This window comes from Mycobacterium sp. E802 (assembly GCF_001666875.1).
Classification (GTDB): Bacteria; Actinomycetota; Actinomycetes; order Mycobacteriales; family Mycobacteriaceae; genus Mycobacterium.
The window spans coordinates 52,717-74,251 of sequence record NZ_LZJD01000142.1; the positions used below are offsets into that span (position 1 = coordinate 52,717).

Genomic DNA, 21,535 nt, shown 5'->3' on the forward strand with positions numbered 1-21,535 from the left:
GTCGATATGAACATCCTCAAACTGATCATGGGCGCGGCGCTCATCGCCGCCTCCGCCGTGGTGGTCGCACCGTTGCCCCGCGCATCGGCGCAGCCGTGCCCTGATGTTGAGGTGGTGTTCGCCCGCGGCACCTACGAGCCACCAGGGGTGGGTGGTCCCGGCCAGAGCTTCGTCGACGCGCTGCGTGCGCGTACCGGCGAGCGGTCCGTCGAGGTGTATCCGGTGAACTACCCGGCCAGCGGCAACTTCGGTGACCGTATCGAGTTCGCCAGGACCGTCGTCGACGGTATCCGCGATGCCGCCGACCACATCGAGGCCACCGCCAAGAACTGCCCCGACACCAGGGTGGTGTTGGGCGGTTATTCGCAGGGTGCCGTGGTGGCCGGATTCGTCACCTCGGCTGCCGTGCCGGACGGCATCCCGACGGAGTACAAGCAGTACATCCCCGACCCGATGCCGCTCGAGGTGTCCGACCACGTGGCCTCGGTGGTGCTGCTCGGGACGCCGTCGGACGAGTTCATGCGTGGCATCGGCGCACCGCCCATGGTGATCGGCCCGCGGTACAAGGACAAGACCATCGAGCTGTGTGAAGCGGGTGACTCCATCTGCGACGGGACACCCGCCGGCGTGCCCACCTTCGCGCACACCGCCTATGTGTTCAACGGGATGCCGGGCCAGGCCGCCGATTTCACGGTGGGCCGGCTCTAGGGATAGCTCCAGCGCGTTGATAACGATATGAAACCTCAATGGTTGCAATGTGATACGTGAGGCTGAGGGCTGCGCCGGCCGCCACTATGTTCACTAAGTGCACCGTCGAACGGCCCTCAAGATCCCGCTGGTACTGGCAGCGTCAGCGGCCCTCACTCCCGCACTGTCCGCGCTTTCCGTCCTCCCGCGCGCCACCGCGGCGCCCGGGCAATGGCCCGTCGAACGTGCCAACGCGTGGTACCAGGCGCAGGGCTGGCTCGTCGGCACCAACTTCATCACCTCGAACGCGATCAACCAGCTCGAGATGTTCGGACCGGGCACCTACGACGCACGGCGCATCGACAGCGAGTTGGGCGCCTGCCGGCTGCTGGGCTTCAACACCGTACGCGTATTCCTGCACGACCTGCTGTGGGCGCAGGACCGGGCCGGATTCCAAAGCCGGCTGGGGCAATTCGTCGGGATCTCGGCCCGCCACGGCATCAAGCCGCTGTTCGTGTTCTTCGATTCATGCTGGGATCCGCGGCCACAGGTCGGTGCCCAACGCGCACCGACACCGGGAGTGCACAACTCGGGCTGGGTGCAGAGCCCCGGGGCGCAACGCATCGACGACCCGCGTTACCGGCCCGTGCTGCGTGACTACGTCGTCGGGGTGATGAGCCAGTTCCGCAACGACAACCGCGTGCTGGGCTGGGACCTGTGGAACGAGCCGGACAACCCGGCCAAGCAATACCGCAAGGTGGAACGCAAGGACAAGATCGACGCGGTCGGCGGCCTGCTACCCGAGGTCTTCGGATGGGCGCGGTCGGTCAATGCCGACCAGCCGTTGACCAGCGGGGTGTGGCAGGGCAGTTGGGACCGGGCACACCGCAGCGAGATGGCCGCCTTCCAGCTCGACAACTCCGACGTCATCTCGTTCCATTCCTATGCCGGCCCCGCCGAATTCGAGGCCCGCATCGACGAACTCGCCCCGCTGGGTCGACCGATCCTGTGCACCGAGTACCTGGCACGCGATCAGGGCAGCACGGTCGAGGGCGTGCTGCCGGTGGCCAAGCGACACAACGTTGCTGCCTACAGCTGGGGGTTGGTGGCCGGAAAGACCCAGACGTACTTCCCCTGGGACTCGTGGGACAAGCCGTATACCAAGGTGCCCAACGTGTGGTTCAGCGACCTGTTGCAGCCGGACGGCCGGCCGTACAAGGTCACCGAATACCAGACCCTGCGAAAGCTGACCACCCGCGTCTGAACGTTTGGCCCCGGCCCGGCGGGTGAATAAACGGGGCTATGGAGCAACGCGAGGACGGCCGACCGATACCGAAGGACGCCCGGGAGACGACCGAGGGCCAGCGGGAGTTTCAGCACGATCTCGATCACCAAGGTGAGGATCCGGACGGCCCCGGGTTGCACGAGAGCCGCGAGCAGATCGCCGACGAGACCTGACGGCTGGGCTCAGGGAAATCAATTCCCGGTTGATGCCCCTACCTGCATTGATGCTAGAATGCATGCATGCGCACGACCGTCGAGATCACCGAACCTCAGCACCGTGCACTGAGCGCGTTGGCGCAGCAGCGAGGCGTACGCGGGTTCTCATCGATCGTTCAAGAGGCACTCGATGCCTACTTGGCGAGTGTTGCTCCGGATGAGGTCGACGCCCTGCTCAGCTTGGAGGGCACGTTCACCGATGCCGACGCAGACCTGGCAACACAGGCAATTCGGGAAATGCGGGAGACGTGGCGGGCCTCGTAGTTGTCGACACCGATCTGGTGATCGATTTTCTGCGAGGTAAGGGTGCCGGCGTTTCGCTCGTGCGTGAACTGATCAGTTCTCGGCGGATCCGGCTGACGGCTCTAACTGCTTTCGAGCTTCGCATGGGCACCGATTTTCACCGGTGCCATCAGGAGATACTAAAGCTGCTGAAAGCGCGGACTCTGCCGCTCGACATGGCTGCTGGGCTGCGAGCAGGTGAAGCCGCGTCACTTCTACGCGACGCGGGCACGCCGATCGGTTTCGCCGATTGCCTGCAAGCCGGAATCTGTATCCGCAACAACTTGCCGTTTGCAACGCGGAATCGACGCCACTTCGAGCGAATCCCCCAGCTTAGCCTGGTCGACCTCGCCGAAGTGTGACGTCCGCCAATCCCATATCGGTGGAACCGCTTCAGGCCCGGGCGGCAACGCTCAACGCCACCCACGGCGATGCGACCATAGGGCCATGACCGCAACGCTTGTCGCCAAGGACGTGGCCGGCGGATTCGCCCATCGCACCCTGTTCGACAACCTGGATCTGACCGTGGCGCCGGGCGACGTGGTCGGGGTTGTCGGCGCGAATGGCGCAGGCAAGAGCACGCTGTTGCGGATTCTGGCCGGTGTGCTCGCGCCGCTCGCGGGGACGGTCCGCGTCGCCCCGTCCGACGCGTTCATCGGGTGGCTGCCACAGGAACATGAGCGGATTCCGGGGGAGACCGTCGCGGCCTACATCGCACGCCGCACTGGCTGCACCGACGCCACGCGGGCCATGGAAGCGGCGGCCGCGGCACTGGCCGAGCCGCATGCGCTGCCGGGCGTTGACCTGGCCGATATCTACGCTGCCGCCCTGGATCACTGGCTCGCTGCCGGCGCGGCCGATCTCGACGACCGGATTCCGGCGGTCCTGGCCGATCTGGGACTCGACACCGACATGGTGCAACCTGATTTCACGCCGATGGCCGCGCTGTCCGGGGGACAGGCGGCGCGGGTGGGGCTGGCGGCACTCCTGCTGTCGCGTTTCGACGTCGTCCTGCTCGATGAGCCGACCAACGATCTCGACCTCGACGGGCTGGCCCGACTCGAGCAGTTCGTCCGCGACCTTCGCGGCGGCGTGGTGCTGGTGAGCCACGACCGGGAGTTCCTGGCCCGCAGCGTCACTCGGGTGCTGGAACTGGATTTGGCGCAGCACACCAACACCGTCTACGGCGGCGGATACGAAAGCTATCTGGAAGAACGCGAGGTAAGCCGCCGGCACAAGCGCGAACAATACGAAGAGTTCGCCGAGAAGAAAGCCGACTTGGTGGCCCGCGCGCGCACTCAGCGCGAATGGTCGAGTCAGGGCGTCCGCAACGCGATCCGCAAGGCGCCGGACAACGACAAGATCCGGCGTCGAGCCGCCACCGAATCCAGTGAGAAGCAGGCGCAGAAGGTCCGGCAGATGGAGAGCCGCATCGCCCGACTGGAAGAAGTCGACGAACCGCGCAAGGAATGGACACTGCAGTTCACCATCGGCACCGCGCCACGATCCAGCTCGGTGGTGGCGACGCTCGACAATGCACTTGTGCGGCAAGGGGACTTCGTTCTCGGACCTGTCTCATTGCAAGTCGATGCCGGCGACAGGATCGGCATCACCGGACCCAACGGGGCGGGCAAATCGACATTGCTCAGTCTGCTGCTCGGCCGACAACAGCCCGACGACGGCCGTGCGGCGTTGGGGGCCAACGTCGCCATCGGCGAGATCGACCAGGCCCGTGTGGATTTCACCGGTACCGCGCGACTGGTCGACCGCTTCGAGCAGTATCTGCCATCCTGGTCGACCGCGGACGTACGAACTCTGTTGGCCAAGTTCGGCTTGCGGGCCGACCACGTGGAGCGCGTGGTGGACCAGCTCTCACCCGGAGAGCGCACCCGCGCAGGCTTGGCGCTGCTACAGGCCCGCGGCACCAATGTGCTGGTTCTCGACGAGCCGACCAACCACCTCGACCTGCCCGCCATCGAGCAGCTCGAACAGGCGCTGGAGAGCTATGAAGGTGCGCTCCTGCTGGTGACGCACGACCGGCGAATGCTGCAGAACGTACGGCTGGACCGCCGATGGGCGGTGGAGAACGGCCGGGTATCCGAGCTCTAATACGACTGACCGTTGGCGTAACGCTGGCGACGAAAATGCCGCCCATTACCGCGATTCCGGCTCTTGTACGTCGGGAGCTGGGAGTCACAGTTCGGGCACACCAGCCGCAGGTTTTCTCTACGGTTGTTCGTCGGGTTTCCGTCGATGTGGTCCATGATCAATGTCAGGGGGAGCTCCTGCCAGGTGCTGGCGGCGCCGCAGATTGCACAGCAACCTGACTGGGCCGCGGCGAGATACTGCCGGATGTAGTGACCGCGGCGGCCGTCAATCCACGCCTCGCCGGTTTCGAGCCAACGCTTGGTACTGGCCTCACGACGAGCCTCGACGTGACATGCGTTGCTGCAGTAAATCTTCTGGCTGCGCTTCGCCAGCGGTGACCCGCAGCCTTGACAGAGCCTCATATGTGGAAGTTACTGCCAGGCACCGACAAAACGGCGCGCGTGGAGCCCCCTATCGGGATTGAACCGATGACCTACATATTACAAGTATGTTGCTCTACCACTGAGCTAAGGAGGCAGGTGGAACGCGCCCTAGCTTAACGGGTCACTCGTCGGCGTCGACAATCCGCTGGGAGACGACCGGGCGCGGAGTGCTCCGTCGCGACGATCGCCGGGGCAGCGGGATGCGGTCGGCGATGTTGCTCAAGGGGTTGACGACCTGGCTGAGCGTGATGACCGCGTCGTGTAGTGCGTCGATGGTGGGAGCCAGGGCCTCCAGGCCGGGCGCCAGCCGGTTCAACGTGTCGGCCACGTCGGCGAGTTTGAGCAGTGGGCCGTCGGGATCGGTCAGGGTGTCGAGCAGGCCGCCCTCGGCCAGCAGGCGATCGGCGACGCCGTCCTCACGCAGAATTCGCTCGATCAAACCGTCGTTGGCCAGCAGTTGATCGGCCAGCCCGCCCGGGGCGATCACCCTGGACAACGCCCCGTCGTCGGTGGTCAGCCGGTCCAGCAGGCCGCCCTCGAGCGTGATCTGATCCACCAGGCCGCCGGGCGCGACGGCCCGGGCCACGGCGCCGTTGTCGGCGGTCAGTCGGTCCAGCAGGCCGCCCTCGGCCGTGATCTGGTCGACCAGTCCGCCCGGTCGCAGCAAACGGTTCACCGGACCGTCCGGCGCCAGTGCGCGACCCAGTGGTGCGTCGTCGTCGAGCAGCCGGGCCAGCCGGTTGGCCCGCTCCACCGCGTCGTCGAGCCCGAGGAGGCCCGCCATAGACGACCGGCCGCCCAGCGGGTTGGAATCGGTGATCCCCCGCTGCACGGCGCCGAGTGTCTCGCCGGCGATGCCCAGCCCGACATCTGCCACGGCCAGCCCGATGCGCACCGGCGCAGTGGCAACTCGCACCAGGGTTCTGCCGAGGTTCATGGGCGCCAGTGTAGTTACCCGGATCACAGCTAAACTCACAGGAAGTGCACAGCGTGCATGCAGGTTGAGTTCAACACGCACCACCAACATCAGGGAATGGCCATGCCTGCATTACCTGAGAGCGTCCCGGAAGCCCGGATACTCGTCGTCGACGACGAGGCCAACATCGTGGAGTTGCTTTCCGTCAGCCTGAAGTTCCAAGGGTTCGAGGTGCACACCGCGTCCAACGGCGCAGCAGCCCTCGACAAGGCCAGGGAAGTCCGGCCGGACGCGGTGATCCTCGACGTGATGATGCCCGGCATGGACGGCTTCGGCCTGCTGCGTCGGCTGCGGGCCGACGGCATCGACGCGCCGGCGCTCTTCCTCACCGCGCGGGACAGCCTGCAAGACAAGATCGCCGGGCTGACCCTCGGCGGCGACGACTACGTGACCAAGCCGTTCAGTCTCGAAGAGGTCGTGGCCCGGCTGCGGGTGATCCTGCGCCGGTCCGGCAAGGGGGTCGAGGAACCGCGCAGCGCCAAGTTGTCCTTCGCCGACATCGAGCTCGACGAGGACACCCACGAGGTGTGGAAGGCCGGCGAACCCGTCTCGCTGTCACCGACCGAGTTCACGTTGCTGCGCTACTTCATCATCAATGCGGGCACCGTCTTGTCGAAGCCGAAGATCCTCGACCACGTGTGGCGGTACGACTTCGGCGGAGACGTCAACGTCGTCGAGTCCTACGTGTCCTACCTGCGTCGCAAGGTCGACACCGGCGAAAAGCGCCTGCTGCACACGCTGCGCGGCGTCGGCTACGTTTTGCGCGAGCCACGCTGACGCTCGCGGCGTCGGCGGCATACTTTTGGGGTGTTTGACCGGGTAGAGCGGCATGGGGTGCCGCTGCGGGTCGGCCTGGTGGCCGTCGTGCTGTTCCTGGTGGCCTGCGGGCTGTTGGCCTCCGGCATCGCGGTGACCTCGATCATGCGGCACACCGAGATCAGCCGTGTCGATCAGACGCTGCTGGACGCCTCGCGAGGGTGGGCGCAGGAGCCGCACCAGATGCCCTCGACCCCGCTGGAGGGGCCGAACCCGGCGCGCCCGCCGTCGAACTTCTATGTGCGCGGCGTCGACCAGGATGGCCGAACCTGGATCGCGATCAACGACCGAGAGGCAGAACCCTCGCTGCCCGACGACAACGATGTCGGGCCCCAGCCGGTGACCGTCGGCTCGGTCGGGTCATCCGACGTGCAGTGGCGAGCCATGACGGTGCAGGGCCCCAACGGGGAACGCACCACCGTGGCGATCGATCTGTCCGACGTGCAGTCGTCGGTCCGGGCATTGATCTGGTCGCAGGTCGGCATCGGCACGGTCGTGTTGTTGTTCCTCGGCATCGTCGGCTACGCCGTCGTACACCGCAGCCTGCGTCCGCTGGTCGAGGTGGAACAGACTGCGGCCGCCATTGCGGCCGGGCAGTTGGATCGTCGTGTGCCCGAACGTGATCCACGTACCGAGGTGGGCCGGCTGTCCCTGGCGCTCAACGGGATGCTCGCGCAGATCCAGCGGGCTGTCGCGTCGTCGGAGGCCTCCGCCGAGCAGGCGCGCACGTCCGAGGAGCGCATGCGACGGTTCATCACCGATGCCAGCCACGAACTGCGGACCCCGCTGACCACGATCCGCGGATTCGCCGAGCTGTACCGCCAGGGGGCGGCCCGCGATGTCGAGATGTTGATGGGCCGGATCGAGAGCGAGTCCCGGCGGATGGGCCTGCTGGTCGAGGATCTGCTGCTGCTGGCTCGGCTGGATGCGCAGCGGCCGCTGGATCAGCATCGGGTCGACCTGTTGACGTTGGCGACCGACGCGGTCCACGACACCCAGTCGATCGCTCCGGGCCGGCGCGTGCGCATGGAGGTGTTCGACGGCCCGGGCACGCCTGAGGTGCTGGGCGACGAGGCCCGGTTGCGCCAGGTGCTGAGCAACCTGGTCGCCAACGCGGTGCAGCACACCCCGGACACCGCCGGGATCACGGTGCGCGTGGGCACCGAGGGGAACGACGCGGTCATCGAGGTGTGCGACGAGGGCCCCGGCATGACCGCCGACGATGCGCAGCGGATATTCGAGCGGTTCTACCGGGCCGATACGTCACGTGCCCGGGCCAGCGGCGGTACCGGGCTGGGGCTGTCGATCGTGCATTCGCTGGTGCTCGCCCACGGGGGAAAGGTGCGGGTGACCACGGCACCGGGTCAGGGCTGCCGGTTCACCGTCAGCCTGCCGAGGATTGCAGATCTGCCAGCGCAGCTTTGATCTTGGCCTGCGCCTCGTCGAGGGACGCGGCGGACGGATTGTTGTCGACGTGGGCGAAGCCGAAATCGGTCAGGTTGTAGGCGGGGAAGACGTGCACGTGCAGGTGCGGCACTTCCAGGCCGGCGATGATGACGCCGGCGCGCTCGGCGCCGAAGGCGCGGCACACGGCCTTGCCGATCAGCTGCGACACCTCCATCACCCGGCCGAACACCGCCGGCTCGACGTCCTGCCAGTTGTCGATCTCGGCGCGCGGAACCACGAGGGTGTGCCCCTGCGTCATCGGCGCGATGGTGAGGAACGCGACGATCTCATCGTCTTGGTAGACGAATCGTCCGGGCAGTTCTCCGTTGATGATCTTCGTGAAGACGGACGCCATGGCCACGAGCATAGTGATGGCCGAATGAGATGCCGATCTCGTTGCGCAGGAAACGGAAACCCGGTTGACTAGTGGGGCTTAGTAATTTTGCCTGAAGGATGTCGATCGTGACCGACGCGGTCAAGCGGGAAGCTGACAGTGATGACCAAGCCCTGTCCGGGCGGTCCACCGATTTCGAGTGGATCGACCTGGATGTGCCGGCCGATACGTGGTGGGATGTCGTCGACCACCCCAAGATCGCCGGGCGCAGCCTGGATGGCTGGAAATTCCACTCCTGTACTCCGTCGTCGCACGACGAGGACCAGGTGGTGCTCACCTACTACCGTCCGCTGAAGCTTCCGGTCATGCACCACACCGGCCTGCGCGGTCGGACAGCGTGGCGTGGCCGTTCTGGCCGCGGCTTGTGCGGTTAACTGCCGATCAGCTCGTGTAACTCGGCCGCTGTCCATGGCGGGGTGCTGTGGTGGTCGCGGTATCCAATGAAACCCGGTGACGGACGGGTGAATTCGCCGATGAATCCGCCGGCGGCGATGAAGATGCGGCCGGTCACGTCCTGTGCGGCGTCGCTCGCCAGATAGCCGTAGGTGGGGGCGACGTACTCCGGCGGCGCCGCGTCCAGCGCGCCCTGCATGCTGACGTCGTCGAGCAATCCGCGCCGGTTGAGCTCGGCAATGTGCTGCTCGTAGTCCGATCCGGTGGACAACCGGGTGCGGGCGCCGGGGCACACCACATTGGCGCGCACCCCGTGCTCCTTGAGCTCGGCGGCGATCGCCAGGGTGAGCCCGTTGACCGCGCCCTTGCCCGCCGGATAGCCGCTGCCACCGTAATCGCCCAGGAACGCAAAGGAACTGGTGTTGACGATGGCTCCGCCGCCCTGAGCGACCATCTTCGGAGCTGCCGCACGGCAGGTCTCGAACACCGTGCCCAGATGTGCGTCGAGCAGGTCGCGGAATTCGGCACTGGTGACGTTCAGGATCGATGAGCCGACCGGCTCGGCGGTGCCGGCACAGTTGATCAGGATGTCGAGGCGGCCGAACTCGGACATGCACGTCTCGACGAGCGCGTCGGCCACGTCGGGATCGGCGGGGGAACCGGCATGGGCGACACCGGAAATGCGTTGTGCGGCGGCCTGTGCCGCGTCGGCGTCACGGCCGTTGACCACCACGCCGGCGCCTTGATCGGCCAGCAGTTGGGCGACCGCCAGGCCGATGCCACGGGTGCCGCCGACCACGATCGCGCCGCGGCCGGCGAGCGTACCGCCGGTCAGTTCTCTTCCTGGGCGAACTGCATGGCATCCATGTTCCAGTAGCCACGCAGGTTGGTGATCAGTCCTTCGTCGTTCACCTTGTAGGTGAAGACCCCGCGCACGGTCGCGGTGAACCCGTTGGGAAACTTGGTGCGCAACACCAGGATGTAGGCGATCTCGGTCGGCGAGCTCGAGGGGAACGTCTCCTCGCACGTGACGGTCAGCTCGTTGGGCCCGATGTTGGTGTCGTAGAACGCGCCGAGGGCTTCCTTGCCGCGCACCCCGGTGCCGTCGGGGTTGGTGACGGCCTCACCGATCGGGTCCTCGACCACGACATCGTCGGCCATCAGCGCCAGCCAGCCCTCACGGTCACCGGTCTGCACGCACTTCCACGACGAGCGGGAGGCGAGGACGACGGGGGTCTCGGTTTGTGTTTCGGTCACGAAATTCCCTTCATGCCCCTGATTTGTGGAGCGGCAGCCGTACTGGTGACGGCTACCGCTCCACAAACCGCAGAGTGATCAGCGATCTGCGTCCGTGTAGCGGATGACGCCGCGGATGTTGCGGCCCTCGAGCATGTCCCGGTACCCGTCGTTGATCTGCTCCAGCTTGTACTGCCGGGTGACCATGTCGTCCAGGTTCAGCCGGCCGGCCTTGTACATGCTCAGCAGTTGCGGGATGTCATGGTGCGGGTTGCCGCCACCGAAGATGGTGCCCTGCAGGCGCTTCTGCAGCAGTGTCAGCATCGACAGGTTCAGCTTGACGTCGTTGCTGGCCATGTTGGCGACCGCGGTGGCCACCACGGTGCCGCCCTTGGCGGTGATGTTCATGTAGTGGTCGATGTCTTCACCCTTGAGCTCGCCCACGGTGACGATCGTCTTGTGCGCCATCCGGCCCTCGGTGACCTCGGCGACCCCGGCCATCGCGCTGAAGATGTCGGGGTAGGCGTGGGTGGCACCGAACTTCAGGGCATTGTCGCGCTTGAACTCGACCGGGTCGACGACGAAGACGTTACGGGCACCGGCGGCCAGGGCACCCTGCAGCGCACCGGTGCCGACGCCGCCGACGCCGACGATGACAACGTCGTCACCGGGACGGACGTCGCCGCTGCGGACAGCCGAGCCGTAACCGGTGGTGACACCGCACCCGACGAGGCAGGCAACCTCGAACGGGATGGACGGGTCGATCTTCACCACCGAGCTCTTGTGGACCACCATGTACGGGCTGAACGTGCCCAGCAGCGTCATCGGGATGACGGGCTGGCCGTTCTTGACCGCGTGGACGCGGTGCGTGCCGTCGGACACCGCGGTGCCGCCCAGCAGGCCTGCGCCCAAGTCGCACAGGTTGCGCAGACCCTCCTGACAGGCCGGACATTCACCACAGGACGGAATGAACGACAGCACCACGTGGTCGCCCGGCTTGATGTGGTCGACGCCGGGGCCGACCTCGGTCACGATGCCGGCGCCTTCGTGGCCGCCGAGCACCGGGAAACCTGCCATCGGGATGTCACCGGTCACCAGGTGGTGGTCGGAATGGCACATGCCCGCGGCTTCCATCTGGATCTTGACCTCGTCCTTGACGGGGTCACCGATCTCGATTTCCTCGATCGACCATGGTTGGTTGAACTCCCAGATGAGAGCGCCTTTTGTCTTCATGCGCATGTGCCTTCCGCTAGAGCCGTGACCACAGACTAGAGCCATTAGTTGCGTGGGTCACACCCACCCCCAAGCAACTGCTTGGCCGGGAACTACCAGATCTTGACCGGCGCTTCACCCAACGGGTAGTAGCCGGGCAGCTTTTCGCCGGCCAGGCTGCGCTCGATGCGCTTCTGCATGGTGGGCGTCAGATCGCCGGACTCGATCAGCTTCAGGAATGCCTTCTGCACGTGGCCGAAATCGAAGAAATCCCGCTGCCATTCGATGAGCAGCTGATCGTTGAGCCGGAACCAGCTGCCGCCGATGCCGTAGATCTCGTCCTTGCTGCCGTCACTCTTGTTGGCGACCTGCTTCCAGAAGCCGACGATCTCGTTCTGCTTCTCGTCGATCAGCACCCGCTGGTACTCGTAGACCCAGTTCTCCAGGCCCTCCATCTCCAGGCCCAGTGCCACGTCGCGGATCTCGTCGCGCCCGACGCACATCACGTCTTCCTTGGGACCGATGTTCCAGCCGTAGGTGGCATCTTCGGTGTAGAAGTCGGCCAGCGGCTTCCAGTCACCGGCCTTCTCGGCCTCCTGGTTGGCCTTGAGCCAGCGGTCGGACCAGGCTTCGAGCTCGTTTCTTGACGCCATTGGCTTTTCCTTTCAGTCGTTCTCAATGATTGAGAGTGCTCGGGTAGGACACATGTCGACGGCCATCTCCACGGCATCGCGGAGTTCGTCGGGTGGCTCGTGATCGAGGATTTCGACGACGCCGCGCTTGGGTACCCGGAACACGTCCGGCGCTTCCAACTCGCACATGGCGTGGCCTTGGCACAGATCCTCGTCGAGTTCCACGCGGTAGCAGCCCATGGGTGCTCTCCTAGACTCGCTTCCGGTAGCGGACCTTGGCCGGGCGGGCCAGCTGGACGACCATCTTCGAATGGTCGTTGCGGTAGCTCTCGGGCGGCTGAGCCATCTCGAACTCGTACTCCCGCAACAGAACCGAGAAGATCGCCTTGATCTGCATCTGGGCGAACGCGGCCCCGACGCAACGGTGCCGGCCGGCGCCGAACGGGATCCAGGTCCACCGGTTGATCAGGTCTTCCTGACGCGGCTTCACATAGCGATCGGGGTCGAAGGCGTCCGGATCCGGGAAGTCCTCGGGGATGCGGTTGGAGATCGCCGGGGAGGCCGCCACCATCTGGCCCTTGTGGATCGGGTAGCCGGCCACCTCGAACTCGTCTTGGGCCACCCGCATCAGGATGATCAGCGGCGGATGCAGGCGCAGGGTTTCCTTGAGCGCGTTGTCGATGTTCGGAATCTGGCGCAGCGCATGGAAACTCACCTCCTGACCATCGGAGTAGAGGTCGTCGAGTTCCTGCTGCACCTTGGCGTAGAACTCAGGGTTGCGCAGCAGTTCGATCAGCGTCCACGACGAGGTGCCGGAACTGGTGTGGTGCCCGGCGAACATCAGCGAGATGAACATGCCGGTGACCTCGTTGGCCGAGAAGCGCGGATTGCCCTCCTCGTCCTTGATCGAGACCAGAACGTCGAGCAGGTCGCGATCGCTCTTGTCCGTGGGCGGGTTGGCAATTCGCCCGTTCATCACTTCCTGCACCAGCTCGACCAGGTTGGCCCGGGCCTCATCACGGATTCGGAAGCTCTCGATGTCCAGGTACGGGTCGACGTAGCAGAGCGGGTCGGTGCCGCGCTCCAACAGGTGGTAGTAGTTCGCGAACCGGGAGTCGAGCTGGTTGCGGAACTTCAGACCGATCAGGCAGGCCGTCGAGGTGTAGATGGTCAGTTCGGCGAAGAACTCCAGCAGGTCGATTTCCCCGCTCTCGCCCCATCCTTCGATCATCCGGCGGACTTCGTTTTCGATGGTGGCCGCGTGACCCTTCATCTGCTCACCGCGCAGTGCGGTGTTGTGCAGCATCTCGGCCCGCCGCTCGGGGTCGGCGTCGAACACCACGCCCTCACCGAAAATCGGCGTCATGAACGGGTAGGCCTCGGCCTGGTTGAGTTCGCTGTCGCTGGAGCGGAAGAAGAACTCGTTGGCCTCGGCACCGGACAGCAGCACCACCTGCTTGTCGGCGAGTTGGAACCAGCCGACGTCACCGCACTCCTCGCGGATGCGTTTCATCAGGCCGATCGGGTCGGTGCGGAATTCCTCGAGGTGGCCGTGTTCTTCCTCGCCACCCGAGACGCGTTGTACTTCCTTGAGGGCAGTCACTGGTTTGGCATCCCTTCTTCGCCCAGCGCGAGCTTCTGGCGATCCTTGACATCGGCGAGCGGAGCTTCGGGCTGGAGTTCCATGTTGGCGATAAAGCCGCCGCGGGGTGTCTCGGCGACAAAGGCGATGGCCCGCGCGAGGTCATCGGCGCGCAGGAAGTAGTCGTGGCGAGCCTGACCCCACTTGGCCCAATCCTCAAGGGCCGGGCCGATCAACTCGGCGGGCAGGCTCCAACCCATGGCGGTCTTGGTCGGACCGGGGTGCACGATCGAGGCGCGCACGCCCGTGCCTTCCAGCTCCATCTGATAGTTGTTGACCATCGCGACCAGAGCGGCCTTGGCGGCGCCGTAGGCGCCCATGTGCGGGCGCTGACGCAGGGACACATCGGATCCGACGAAGATCAGATCGCCGCGCCGGCGTTCGATCATGCCGGGCAGTACCGCGGTGGCCAACCGGTTGGCTCCGATCAGATGGATCTGGATCTGGGAGTCGAACTGCTCGGTGCTGATCGAGTCGAGCTTGCCGAAGTAGGTGTCGCCGGCACCGGCGACCAGTACCTCGATGTCGCCGAGTTCAGCGGTGGTCTGCTCGACGGCGGCCTTGACCGAGTCGGGGTCGGTCACGTCGAGGTGCACGGGGATGGCCTCACCGCCGTCGGCGCGGATCTTGTCGACGATCTCCTGCAGTTTCTCCACCCGGCGAGCACCGAGGGCGACGGGAAAGCCGTTACGGGCGAGCCTGATCGCGGTGGCTTCGCCGATTCCGGACGAGGCGCCGGCGACCAGGGCGGGGCGACGGTCGGGGAGGGGGTCGAAACGGGGCATTCGGAAGGCCTTTCAGCGGTGGTCGAGGGGGTTCAGCGGGGCTGGACGGTGATCGGGAGGTGAGCGAATCCGCGGACACTGCTCGAGTGGACGCGGACGGCGTTGGCCTCGTCCACCTCATATCCGCGGATTCGCTTGAACAGCTCGGTCAGTGCCACCCGGGCCTCCATGCGCGCCAGATGCGCGCCGAGGCAGAAGTGGGCGCCACTGCCGAAACTCACCAGTTTCGGGCCGATCTCGCGATCGATCCGGTAGTCATCAGGGTTCTCGAAGACGCGTTCGTCTCGGTTCGCCGAGCCGATCAGCAGCACCAGCACATCGCCGGCCGGCACCGTGGTGTCGTAGTACGTCTGGTCCTCGGTGACCAGCCGCGCCAGGATCTGGCTGGAGGCGTCATAGCGCAGGGTCTCCTCGACCCACGGCACGATCAAGGCGTGGTTGTCGAACACCGGAGCCAGCTGATCCGGGTTCTTGAAACCCCAATATGCGGCATTGGCAAGCAGTTTCGTCGTCGTCTCGTTACCGGCGACGACCATCAAAAACAGGAAGGCCATGATCTCGTCGTCGGTGAGCCGATCTCCGTCGATCTCGGCCTCCACCAGCGCTGAGGTCAGGTCAGCGGTTTGCGCCTTGCGGCGTTGTTTGACCATGTCGGCGTAGTAGACCAGCAGCTCACCGGACGCGGCGATCGCGGATTCGGGCACGTCGGCGACGCCGTCCTCGCGGTGCATGACCCCGTCGGCCAGGGCGCGGATGCGCACCCGGTCCTCCTCCGGCACACCCATCAACTCGGAGATGACGTCCATCGGCAGCTTGCCCGCGAAGTCGTCGACGTAGTCGAAGGTGTTGTTCTGTAGTGCCTCGTCCAGGTGCTGTACCGCGATCTCGGTGACGCGACCCTCCAGCTCGCGGATGCGCCGCGGGGTGAAACCCTTGGACACCAGGGTTCGTAGCCGAAGATGGCCGGGATCGTCGAGGGCGAGGAACGACATCACCCGATGGGCTTCATCGTTGCGTGAGATCGGATCCAGAGACACGCCGTGCCTGTTCGACAGCGTGACACTGTTGCGGAAACCGGCGACCACGTCCTTGTGCCGCGACAACGCCCAGAACTTGAGCTCTTCGTTGTGATAGATCGGCGCCTCGTCGCGCAGCCGGCGGTAGTACGGGTACGGATCCTCGTGGAAGTCGTAGTCGTACGGGTCGAGGATCGGTTTGACAATGTCCAAGCTCATCAGTGCTCTCCCAGGACGAGGCCGACGACGTAGGTCAGTCGGTCGGCGATCTGGCGGTAGGTGAAGGCGCCGCTGCCCGCGTTGACCAGGGCGCCGAAGAACGTCATCTCCAGGGCGGAGACGATGCGGGAATCGGCATCCGGCCCGACGGCCGAGCGGATGCGTTTGTGGATCTCGGCGCCGATGCGATCGCGCACCTTGCGGACCGCGGGGTCGGTGCCCCCGCCCAACAGAGCGGTGGTGCACGCGGCGGCCACTTCGGGCTCGTCGGCGACGACGAGGGTGAGTGCCCGCAACGCCTTGTCGACTCGCGTGGTCATCGAGTCGTTCACGTCGGTGAAGTACGGCACCTGATTGACCAGGTCCAGGTACATCTCGGCGATCAGATGGTTTTTCGACGAGAAGTACGTGTACGCCGTGGCCGGCGCGACCCCGGCGCGCGCGGCGACCGCACGCACCGTCAGATCGGCATAGGACGATTCGCGCAACATTTCGATGCCGGCGGTCAAGACCTTGCGAAAGGTCTCTTCCTGACGACGGTTGCGCGGCGCCTCCTTGCCTGCCTCCGGGGCGGGTTCTGTGACTGCGGACACGGCATCGCTGGACACATGTCCAAGTTATCCGACGATGCCGAGGTTGAGCAAGTGTGGATTGGCAAAGGCGGCGGTGAGCTGCGTGTTCTGCGGCGGTTGCGGCTGGAAACGGATGCGCCCTTGCGGCCCGACATCGTCTGCGGCTATCGTTCGAGCCGAGACAGCCGGACAGTTGTCCAGAACATTCTGAGTGGAGTTCACCCATGTCGGTACTGGCCGATCGCCAGAGTCAACTGCTCATCGACGGCAAGCTCGTCGCCGGGGGCGGCGGAGCATTCGAGACCGTCAACCCCGCCACCGAAGAGGTGCTGGGCGTCGCTGCCGATGCCAACGCCGAGGACATGGGCAATGCCATCGAAGCGGCGCGTCGCGCGTTCGACGACACCGACTGGTCGACGAACCACGCACTGCGGGTGCGCTGCCTGCGGCAGCTGCGGGACGCATTGCGCGAAAACGTCGAGGAGCTACGGGAACTCACCATCGCCGAGGTGGGCGCCCCACGCATGCTCACGGCGGGCGCGCAGCTGGAAGGCCCGATCGACGATCTGGCGTTCTCCGCCGACACCGCCGAGAACTACGAGTGGCGTACCGATCTGGGACATGCCACTCCACAAGGGATTCCGACCAATCGCGTGGTGGCCCGTGAGGCCGTCGGCGTCGTCGGCGCCATCACCCCGTGGAACTTCCCCCACCAGATCAACCTGGCCAAGGTCGGCCCGGCCCTGGCCGCGGGCAACACCCTGATCCTCAAGCCGGCGCCCGACACCCCTTGGGCGGCCGCCGCTGTCGGTCAGATCATCGCCGAGCAGACCGACTTCCCGGCCGGCGTCATCAACATCGTCACCTCCAGCGATCACTCGGTGGGCGCTCTGCTGTCCAAAGACCCTCGGGTGGACATGGTGTCGTTCACCGGCTCCACCGCGACCGGACGTGCCGTGATGACCGATGCGGCCGTGACCATCAAGAAGGTGTTCCTGGAACTCGGCGGCAAGTCGGCTTTCCTGGTGCTCGACGACGCCGACCTGGCCGGGGCCTGCTCGATGGCGGCCTTCACGGTAGCCATGCACGCCGGGCAGGGTTGCGCGATCACCACTCGTCTGGTGGTGCCACGGGCGCGCTATGACGAGGCGGTCGAAGCGGCCGCGGCGACGCTCGGCGGCATCAAGCCGGGGGACCCGAACAGCAAGCGCACCGTGTGCGGCCCGCTGATCTCGGCACGTCAACGTGACCGCGTGCAGTCCTACCTGGATCTCGCGTTGCAGGAGGGCGGCCGATTCGCCTGCGGCGGTGGACGTCCCGCCGATCTCGACACCGGGTTCTTCATCGAGCCGACGGTGATCGCCGGTCTCGACAACAACGCCCGGGTGTCCCGTGAGGAAATCTTCGGCCCGGTGCTGACGGTGATCGCGCACGACGGCGACGACGATGCGGTGCGGATCGCCAACGATTCGCCGTACGGACTGTCCGGCACGGTGTTCTCCGGAGACGACGCCCGCGCCCAGGCGGTGGCGTCCCGCATGCGCGTCGGCACCGTCAACGTCAACGGCGGCATCTGGTACTCGGCAGATGCCCCCTTCGGGGGATACAAGCAGTCCGGGGTCGGCCGCGAGATGGGCCTGGCCGGCTTCGAGGAATACACCGAAATCAAGTGCATCGCGACGCTCGCGAACTAGGCGAACAGAGGAGAACCGCAGTGGGACAGTTCGACAACAAGGTGGCCATCGTCACCGGGGCCGGTGGCGGTATCGGCCAGGCCTACGCCGAGGCGCTCGCCCGCGAGGGTGCCGCGGTGGTGGTGGCCGACATCAACACCGAAGGTGCGCAGAAGGTCGTCGACGGCATCAAGGGCGAGGGTGGCAACGCCCTGGCGGTGCGCGTCGACGTCTCCGACATCGACTCGGCCAAGGACATGGCGGCCCAGGCGCTTTCGGAGTTCGGCGGTATCGACTACCTGGTGAACAACGCCGCGATCTTCGGCGGGATGAAGCTGGACTTCCTGCTCACCGTCGACTGGGACTACTACAAGAAGTTCATGAGCGTGAACCTCGACGGTGCGCTGGTGTGCACCCGCGCGGTGTACCGCAAGATGGCCAAACGTGGGGGCGGCGCGATCGTCAACCAGTCCTCGACCGCGGCTTGGCTCTACGCCAACTACTACGGTCTGGCCAAGGTGGGCATCAACGGTCTGACCCAGCAGCTCTCCCGTGAGCTGGGCGGGCAGAACATCCGCATCAACGCCATCGCCCCCGGCCCGATCGACACCGAGGCCAACCGCACCACCACGCCCAAGGAGATGGTGGACGACATCGTCAAGGGAATCCCGTTGTCCCGCATGGGCCAGCCGGAGGACCTGGTCGGGATGTGTCTGTTCCTGCTGAGTGATCAGGCCAAGTGGATCACGGGGCAGATCTTCAATGTCGACGGCGGACAGATCATCCGGTCATGACGACTCCGGAAGACGTGAAGTACGGCTACATCGGTCTGGGCAACATGGGTGCCCCGATGGCCAAGCGGCTGGCCGAGTGGCCGGGCGGGTTCATCGTGTACGACGTGCGGGTCGACGCGATGACACCGTTGGCCGAGTTGGGCGCCACCCTGGCCGATGACGTGGCCGATGTCGCTCAGGCCGACATCATCAGCATCACGGTGCTCAACGACGAGCAGGTGCGGTCGGTCGTGGCCGAATTGGCGGCAAAAGCCAAGCCGGACACCGTGATCGTGATCCACTCGACGATCAGCGACACCACCGCCGTCGAACTCGCCGAGCAGTACAAGGCCCACGGCATTCACATCGTCGACGCCCCGGTCAGCGGTGGTGGCGCAGCGGCCGAGAAGGGCGAGCTGGCCGTCATGGTCGGGGCCGAGCGACCCGTCTACGAACGAATCAAGCCGGCCCTCAAACAGTTCGGCTCGATGGTGATCCACGCCGGTGAGCCCGGTGCCGGCACCCGGATGAAGCTGGCCCGCAACATGTTGACCTTCACCTCGTATGCCGCGGCGTGTGAGGCGATGAAGCTGGCCGAGGCGGCCGGGCTGGACCTGGGTGCGTTGGGCCGGGTAGTGCGGCACACCGATGCGCTCACCGGTGGGCCCGGTGCGATCATCGTGCGGGAGAACATGGCCGAACTCACCCCGGACCACTGGCTCTACGACGCCTTCACCCACACCCGGGGACTGGGGGAGAAGGACCTGAGCCTGGCGCTGGGGCTGGGGGACGTTGTGGGAGTGGATCTTCCGTTGGCCCAGGTGGCCTTGCAGAGGTTGGCCGACGGCCTCGGCGTACCGCACAAGAACGACTAGGAGCTTTCGATGGACGAGTTGCGCGCCAAGGGTCTGGCCAAGATGAACGAGGTCTACGGCTGGGAGATGCCCAACATCGAAGGCGATCCGTACTTCGATCTGACGGTTGACCATCTCTTCGGCACCATCTGGAGCAAGCCCGGCCTGTCAATGCGGGAGAAGCGGCTGATGACGCTGTCGGCGGTGACCGCAGTTGGTTCGCAGGACCTCGCCGAGATCCAGGTCAACGCCGCGCTGCTCAACGGTGAGTTCACCGAGGAGGAGCTCAAGGACATCGCGATTTTCCTCACCCAGTACCTCGGCTTCCCCCTCGGGTCCGGCCTCAACGGCACGGTGTCCAAGGTGGTGGCCAAGCGCCGCAAGGCCGCCGAGAAGGGGCTGGCAGAGGACCGCAAGGCCAACGTGAATGCCGCAGTCAAGATGAACACCGGGAGCGAGCTCGATGACAAGTAGGTACGCCTCGCTGACCCGCGAGCAGCTGGTCACGCTGGTCCCCGAGCTGTTGCTCATGGGGCAGATGATCGACCGCTCCGGGATGGCCTGGTGCATCAGCAGTTTCGGCCGACCGGAAATGCTGCAGATCGCGATCGAGGAGTGGGCGGCCTCCAGCCCGATCTACACCAGGCGGATGCAGAAGGCGCTCAAGTACGAGGGCGTCGACATCATCACCATCTTCAAGGGGCTGCAACTCGACATCGGTGCCCCGCCGCAGTTCATGGATTTCCGCTACACCGTCCATGACCGCTGGCACGGCGAGTTTCACCTCGATCACTGTGGGGCCCTACTCGATGTCGAACCGATGGGCGAGGACTACGTGCGCGGCATGTGTCACGACATCGAGGACCCGACGTTCGACGCCACCGCGCTGGCCACCAACCGAAAGTGCCAGGTGCGCCCGATTCACCGGCCACCCCGCACACCCGCCGATCGGCACCCGCACTGCGCGTGGACCGTCATCATCGACGAGTCCTACCCCGAGGTCGACGACATCCCGGCACTGGAGGTGATCGGCCGGACGCTGGCTGCCCAAACGGTGTTGGATCCGATCGATACTTCCGACGAGGGCGCGGCCGACTACTCGGGACCGCTGTTGTCGGACTTCGATTTTGCGGCGTTCTCCCATTCCGCGCTGGTCCGGATCGCCGACGAAGTGTGTCTGCAGATGCACCTGCTGAACCTGTCGTTCATTCTTGCGGTCGGCGCGCGAGCCGGGGCCGACACCGCGCTGGCCACCGATATCTGTACCAAACAGCTGATCGGCGTGGCCGGGCTCGGTGCCGAGCGGATCCACCGGGCACTGGACCTGCCCGGCGGAATCGAAGGGGCGGTGCGGGTGCTGGAGCTGCATCCGCTGTTCAATCCGGCGGCCTACGTCAGTGCGGAGTTCGGTCCCGACACGGTGTCGGTACGGCGTTCGGCAGCCCACCAGGATGGGGCGTGGGTGGCGTTGACCGGGCCGGCCGAGACCCGGCCGCTGCAGGCCATAGTCGCCGCTGTCGACCCGCACCTCGACGTCGAGGTGATCGGAACGGATACGGAATGGACCGCCCGGGTGATCGAAACCGAGACCGCGGCAAAGGAATTGGACGAGGTCGCGGTGACGAAGTTCAGCGGTGGGGCGTCGTTCGTGTTCGAGCCGAGGAAGTCGCTGCCGCTGACCGTGGTGTGATTTCGTCCACGCGCGGCGTCACGATTTCGCCCGCTCCACCGAGATGCCGGTCAGGCACCGTTCTTTCTCACGGATGCCGAAGTTGAGGTTTCCCCAGTCGTAGGCGACCGACCACACGAACTCCTCCTTCCCGAGTTGGGTCACTTTGGCCTGTTTTCGAGAGCGGCGGCGCGTTGACCTGCGGTGATGCCTTAGCTTAGTGCACC

Annotated in this window: 26 protein-coding genes, 1 tRNA gene and 1 pseudogene; 14 read left to right on the plus strand and 14 right to left on the minus strand. The window is 65.6% G+C overall.

The annotated features are described in order from the left end of the window. Positions 1–6 precede the first annotated feature (6 nt). The 6 genes from A5699_RS20550 (at position 7) to A5699_RS20570 (ending at position 4,578) form a co-directional block, all read left to right on the plus strand. Positions 7–708 carry a cutinase family protein gene (locus A5699_RS20550; RefSeq protein WP_067773071.1) on the plus strand — a complete coding sequence of 234 codons (702 nt, stop codon included), beginning with the start codon at positions 7–9 and terminating at the stop codon, positions 706–708. A gap of 97 nt (positions 709–805) precedes the next feature. Next, a complete protein-coding gene (locus tag A5699_RS20555; RefSeq protein ID WP_067773074.1) occupies positions 806–1,951 on the plus strand; it encodes a cellulase family glycosylhydrolase in 1,146 nt (381 codons plus the stop codon). 38 nt (positions 1,952–1,989) lie between these two features. Continuing rightward, entirely contained in the window at positions 1,990–2,145 is a 156-nt protein-coding gene (locus A5699_RS29675) for a hypothetical protein (protein ID WP_197508347.1), read from the plus strand. 66 nt (positions 2,146–2,211) lie between these two features. Continuing rightward, entirely contained in the window at positions 2,212–2,451 is a 240-nt protein-coding gene (locus A5699_RS20560; RefSeq protein ID WP_067773077.1) for a hypothetical protein, read from the plus strand. After that, positions 2,436–2,831: a type II toxin-antitoxin system VapC family toxin gene (locus tag A5699_RS20565; protein WP_067773081.1), complete on the plus strand. Its 396-nt coding sequence runs from the start codon at positions 2,436–2,438 to the stop codon at positions 2,829–2,831. Before A5699_RS20560 ends, A5699_RS20565 begins: the two co-directional genes overlap by 16 nt. A gap of 85 nt (positions 2,832–2,916) precedes the next feature. Further along, the gene (locus A5699_RS20570; protein ID WP_067773084.1) at positions 2,917–4,578 is read left to right on the plus strand and encodes an ABC-F family ATP-binding cassette domain-containing protein; all 1,662 of its coding nucleotides are present in this window, start codon (positions 2,917–2,919) and stop codon (positions 4,576–4,578) included. On the opposite strand, the gene A5699_RS28715 is transcribed toward A5699_RS20570, so the two are convergent. The 3 genes from A5699_RS28715 to A5699_RS20580 all read right to left on the minus strand — a co-directional run bounded on the left by A5699_RS28715 (position 4,575) and on the right by A5699_RS20580 (position 5,937). Continuing rightward, positions 4,575–4,979, minus strand: coding sequence for an HNH endonuclease (locus A5699_RS28715; RefSeq protein ID WP_082957804.1), 405 nt, complete (start codon positions 4,977–4,979; stop codon positions 4,575–4,577). The genes A5699_RS20570 and A5699_RS28715 overlap by 4 nt on opposite strands. A 40-nt stretch (positions 4,980–5,019) precedes the next feature. Beyond that, positions 5,020–5,094 (minus strand) — tRNA-Thr (locus tag A5699_RS20575). A 27-nt stretch (positions 5,095–5,121) separates the two neighbouring features. Next, positions 5,122–5,937: a hypothetical protein gene (locus tag A5699_RS20580; protein ID WP_067773087.1), complete on the minus strand. Its 816-nt coding sequence runs from the start codon at positions 5,935–5,937 to the stop codon at positions 5,122–5,124. Between the two features lie 96 nt (positions 5,938–6,033). On the opposite strand from A5699_RS20580, the gene A5699_RS20585 reads away from it, so the two are divergent. Further along, entirely contained in the window at positions 6,034–6,753 is a 720-nt protein-coding gene (locus A5699_RS20585; RefSeq protein WP_067773090.1) for a response regulator transcription factor, read from the plus strand. Between the two features lie 30 nt (positions 6,754–6,783). Beyond that, on the plus strand, positions 6,784–8,217 hold the full coding sequence (locus A5699_RS20590; protein ID WP_067773093.1) for a cell wall metabolism sensor histidine kinase WalK: 1,434 nt from the start codon (positions 6,784–6,786) through the stop codon (positions 8,215–8,217). Here A5699_RS20590 and A5699_RS20595 read toward each other — a convergent pair. Further along, positions 8,177–8,593 carry an HIT family protein gene (locus A5699_RS20595; protein WP_067773149.1) on the minus strand — a complete coding sequence of 139 codons (417 nt, stop codon included), beginning with the start codon at positions 8,591–8,593 and terminating at the stop codon, positions 8,177–8,179. The genes A5699_RS20590 and A5699_RS20595 overlap by 41 nt on opposite strands. A 107-nt stretch (positions 8,594–8,700) precedes the next feature. Between A5699_RS20595 and A5699_RS20600 the strand changes: the two genes are divergently transcribed. After that, entirely contained in the window at positions 8,701–9,006 is a 306-nt protein-coding gene (locus A5699_RS20600) for a hypothetical protein (protein ID WP_067773152.1), read from the plus strand. Here the strand turns inward: A5699_RS20600 and A5699_RS20605 are convergent. The 9 genes from A5699_RS20605 to A5699_RS20645 all read right to left on the minus strand — a co-directional run bounded on the left by A5699_RS20605 (position 9,003) and on the right by A5699_RS20645 (position 16,375). Further along, on the minus strand, positions 9,003–9,827 hold the full coding sequence (locus A5699_RS20605; protein WP_067773154.1) for an SDR family NAD(P)-dependent oxidoreductase: 825 nt from the start codon (positions 9,825–9,827) through the stop codon (positions 9,003–9,005). The genes A5699_RS20600 and A5699_RS20605 overlap by 4 nt on opposite strands. 29 nt (positions 9,828–9,856) lie before the next feature. Then, positions 9,857–10,282, minus strand: a complete 426-nt coding sequence (locus tag A5699_RS20610; protein WP_067773097.1) for a nuclear transport factor 2 family protein — start codon at positions 10,280–10,282, stop codon at positions 9,857–9,859. Positions 10,283–10,360: 78 nt separating this feature from the next. After that, on the minus strand, positions 10,361–11,494 hold the full coding sequence (locus A5699_RS20615) for an NDMA-dependent alcohol dehydrogenase (protein WP_067773157.1): 1,134 nt from the start codon (positions 11,492–11,494) through the stop codon (positions 10,361–10,363). Positions 11,495–11,586: 92 nt separating this feature from the next. Further along, positions 11,587–12,126, minus strand: coding sequence for a nuclear transport factor 2 family protein (locus A5699_RS20620; RefSeq protein ID WP_067773100.1), 540 nt, complete (start codon positions 12,124–12,126; stop codon positions 11,587–11,589). Positions 12,127–12,138: 12 nt separating this feature from the next. Then, positions 12,139–12,345: a ferredoxin gene (locus A5699_RS20625; RefSeq protein WP_067773102.1), complete on the minus strand. Its 207-nt coding sequence runs from the start codon at positions 12,343–12,345 to the stop codon at positions 12,139–12,141. Between the two features lie 10 nt (positions 12,346–12,355). Beyond that, positions 12,356–13,708: a cytochrome P450 gene (locus A5699_RS20630; RefSeq protein WP_067773105.1), complete on the minus strand. Its 1,353-nt coding sequence runs from the start codon at positions 13,706–13,708 to the stop codon at positions 12,356–12,358. Next, on the minus strand, positions 13,705–14,532 hold the full coding sequence (locus A5699_RS20635) for an SDR family oxidoreductase (RefSeq protein ID WP_067773108.1): 828 nt from the start codon (positions 14,530–14,532) through the stop codon (positions 13,705–13,707). The genes A5699_RS20630 and A5699_RS20635 overlap by 4 nt, the downstream gene beginning before the upstream one ends. A gap of 32 nt (positions 14,533–14,564) precedes the next feature. Beyond that, positions 14,565–15,767, minus strand: a complete 1,203-nt coding sequence (locus A5699_RS20640) for a cytochrome P450 (RefSeq protein ID WP_067773111.1) — start codon at positions 15,765–15,767, stop codon at positions 14,565–14,567. Continuing rightward, positions 15,767–16,375 (minus strand): TetR family transcriptional regulator, encoded by a 609-nt coding sequence (locus A5699_RS20645; RefSeq protein ID WP_067773115.1) that lies wholly within the window; start codon positions 16,373–16,375, stop codon positions 15,767–15,769. The genes A5699_RS20640 and A5699_RS20645 overlap by 1 nt, the downstream gene beginning before the upstream one ends. Positions 16,376–16,563: 188 nt before the next feature. Here A5699_RS20645 and A5699_RS20650 point away from each other — a divergent pair, with 188 nt between their 5' ends. From A5699_RS20650 to A5699_RS20670, 5 genes are read left to right on the plus strand one after another with little or no spacing between them, the layout of a single operon-like run. Next, complete coding sequence (locus tag A5699_RS20650) at positions 16,564–18,033, plus strand: aldehyde dehydrogenase (RefSeq protein WP_067773118.1); 1,470 nt, start codon at positions 16,564–16,566, stop codon at positions 18,031–18,033. A 20-nt stretch (positions 18,034–18,053) separates the two neighbouring features. After that, a complete protein-coding gene (locus A5699_RS20655) occupies positions 18,054–18,806 on the plus strand; it encodes an SDR family oxidoreductase (RefSeq protein WP_067773121.1) in 753 nt (250 codons plus the stop codon). Next, positions 18,803–19,660, plus strand: a complete 858-nt coding sequence (locus A5699_RS20660) for an NAD(P)-dependent oxidoreductase (RefSeq protein ID WP_067773124.1) — start codon at positions 18,803–18,805, stop codon at positions 19,658–19,660. The genes A5699_RS20655 and A5699_RS20660 overlap by 4 nt, the downstream gene beginning before the upstream one ends. Before the next feature lie 9 nt (positions 19,661–19,669). Beyond that, entirely contained in the window at positions 19,670–20,113 is a 444-nt protein-coding gene (locus tag A5699_RS20665; protein WP_064884702.1) for a carboxymuconolactone decarboxylase family protein, read from the plus strand. After that, on the plus strand, positions 20,103–21,329 hold the full coding sequence (locus tag A5699_RS20670) for a hypothetical protein (RefSeq protein ID WP_067773127.1): 1,227 nt from the start codon (positions 20,103–20,105) through the stop codon (positions 21,327–21,329). Before A5699_RS20665 ends, A5699_RS20670 begins: the two co-directional genes overlap by 11 nt. A gap of 18 nt (positions 21,330–21,347) precedes the next feature. Here A5699_RS20670 and A5699_RS30005 read toward each other — a convergent pair. Beyond that, positions 21,348–21,535: pseudogene (locus A5699_RS30005) on the minus strand (hypothetical protein); the annotation flags it as partial.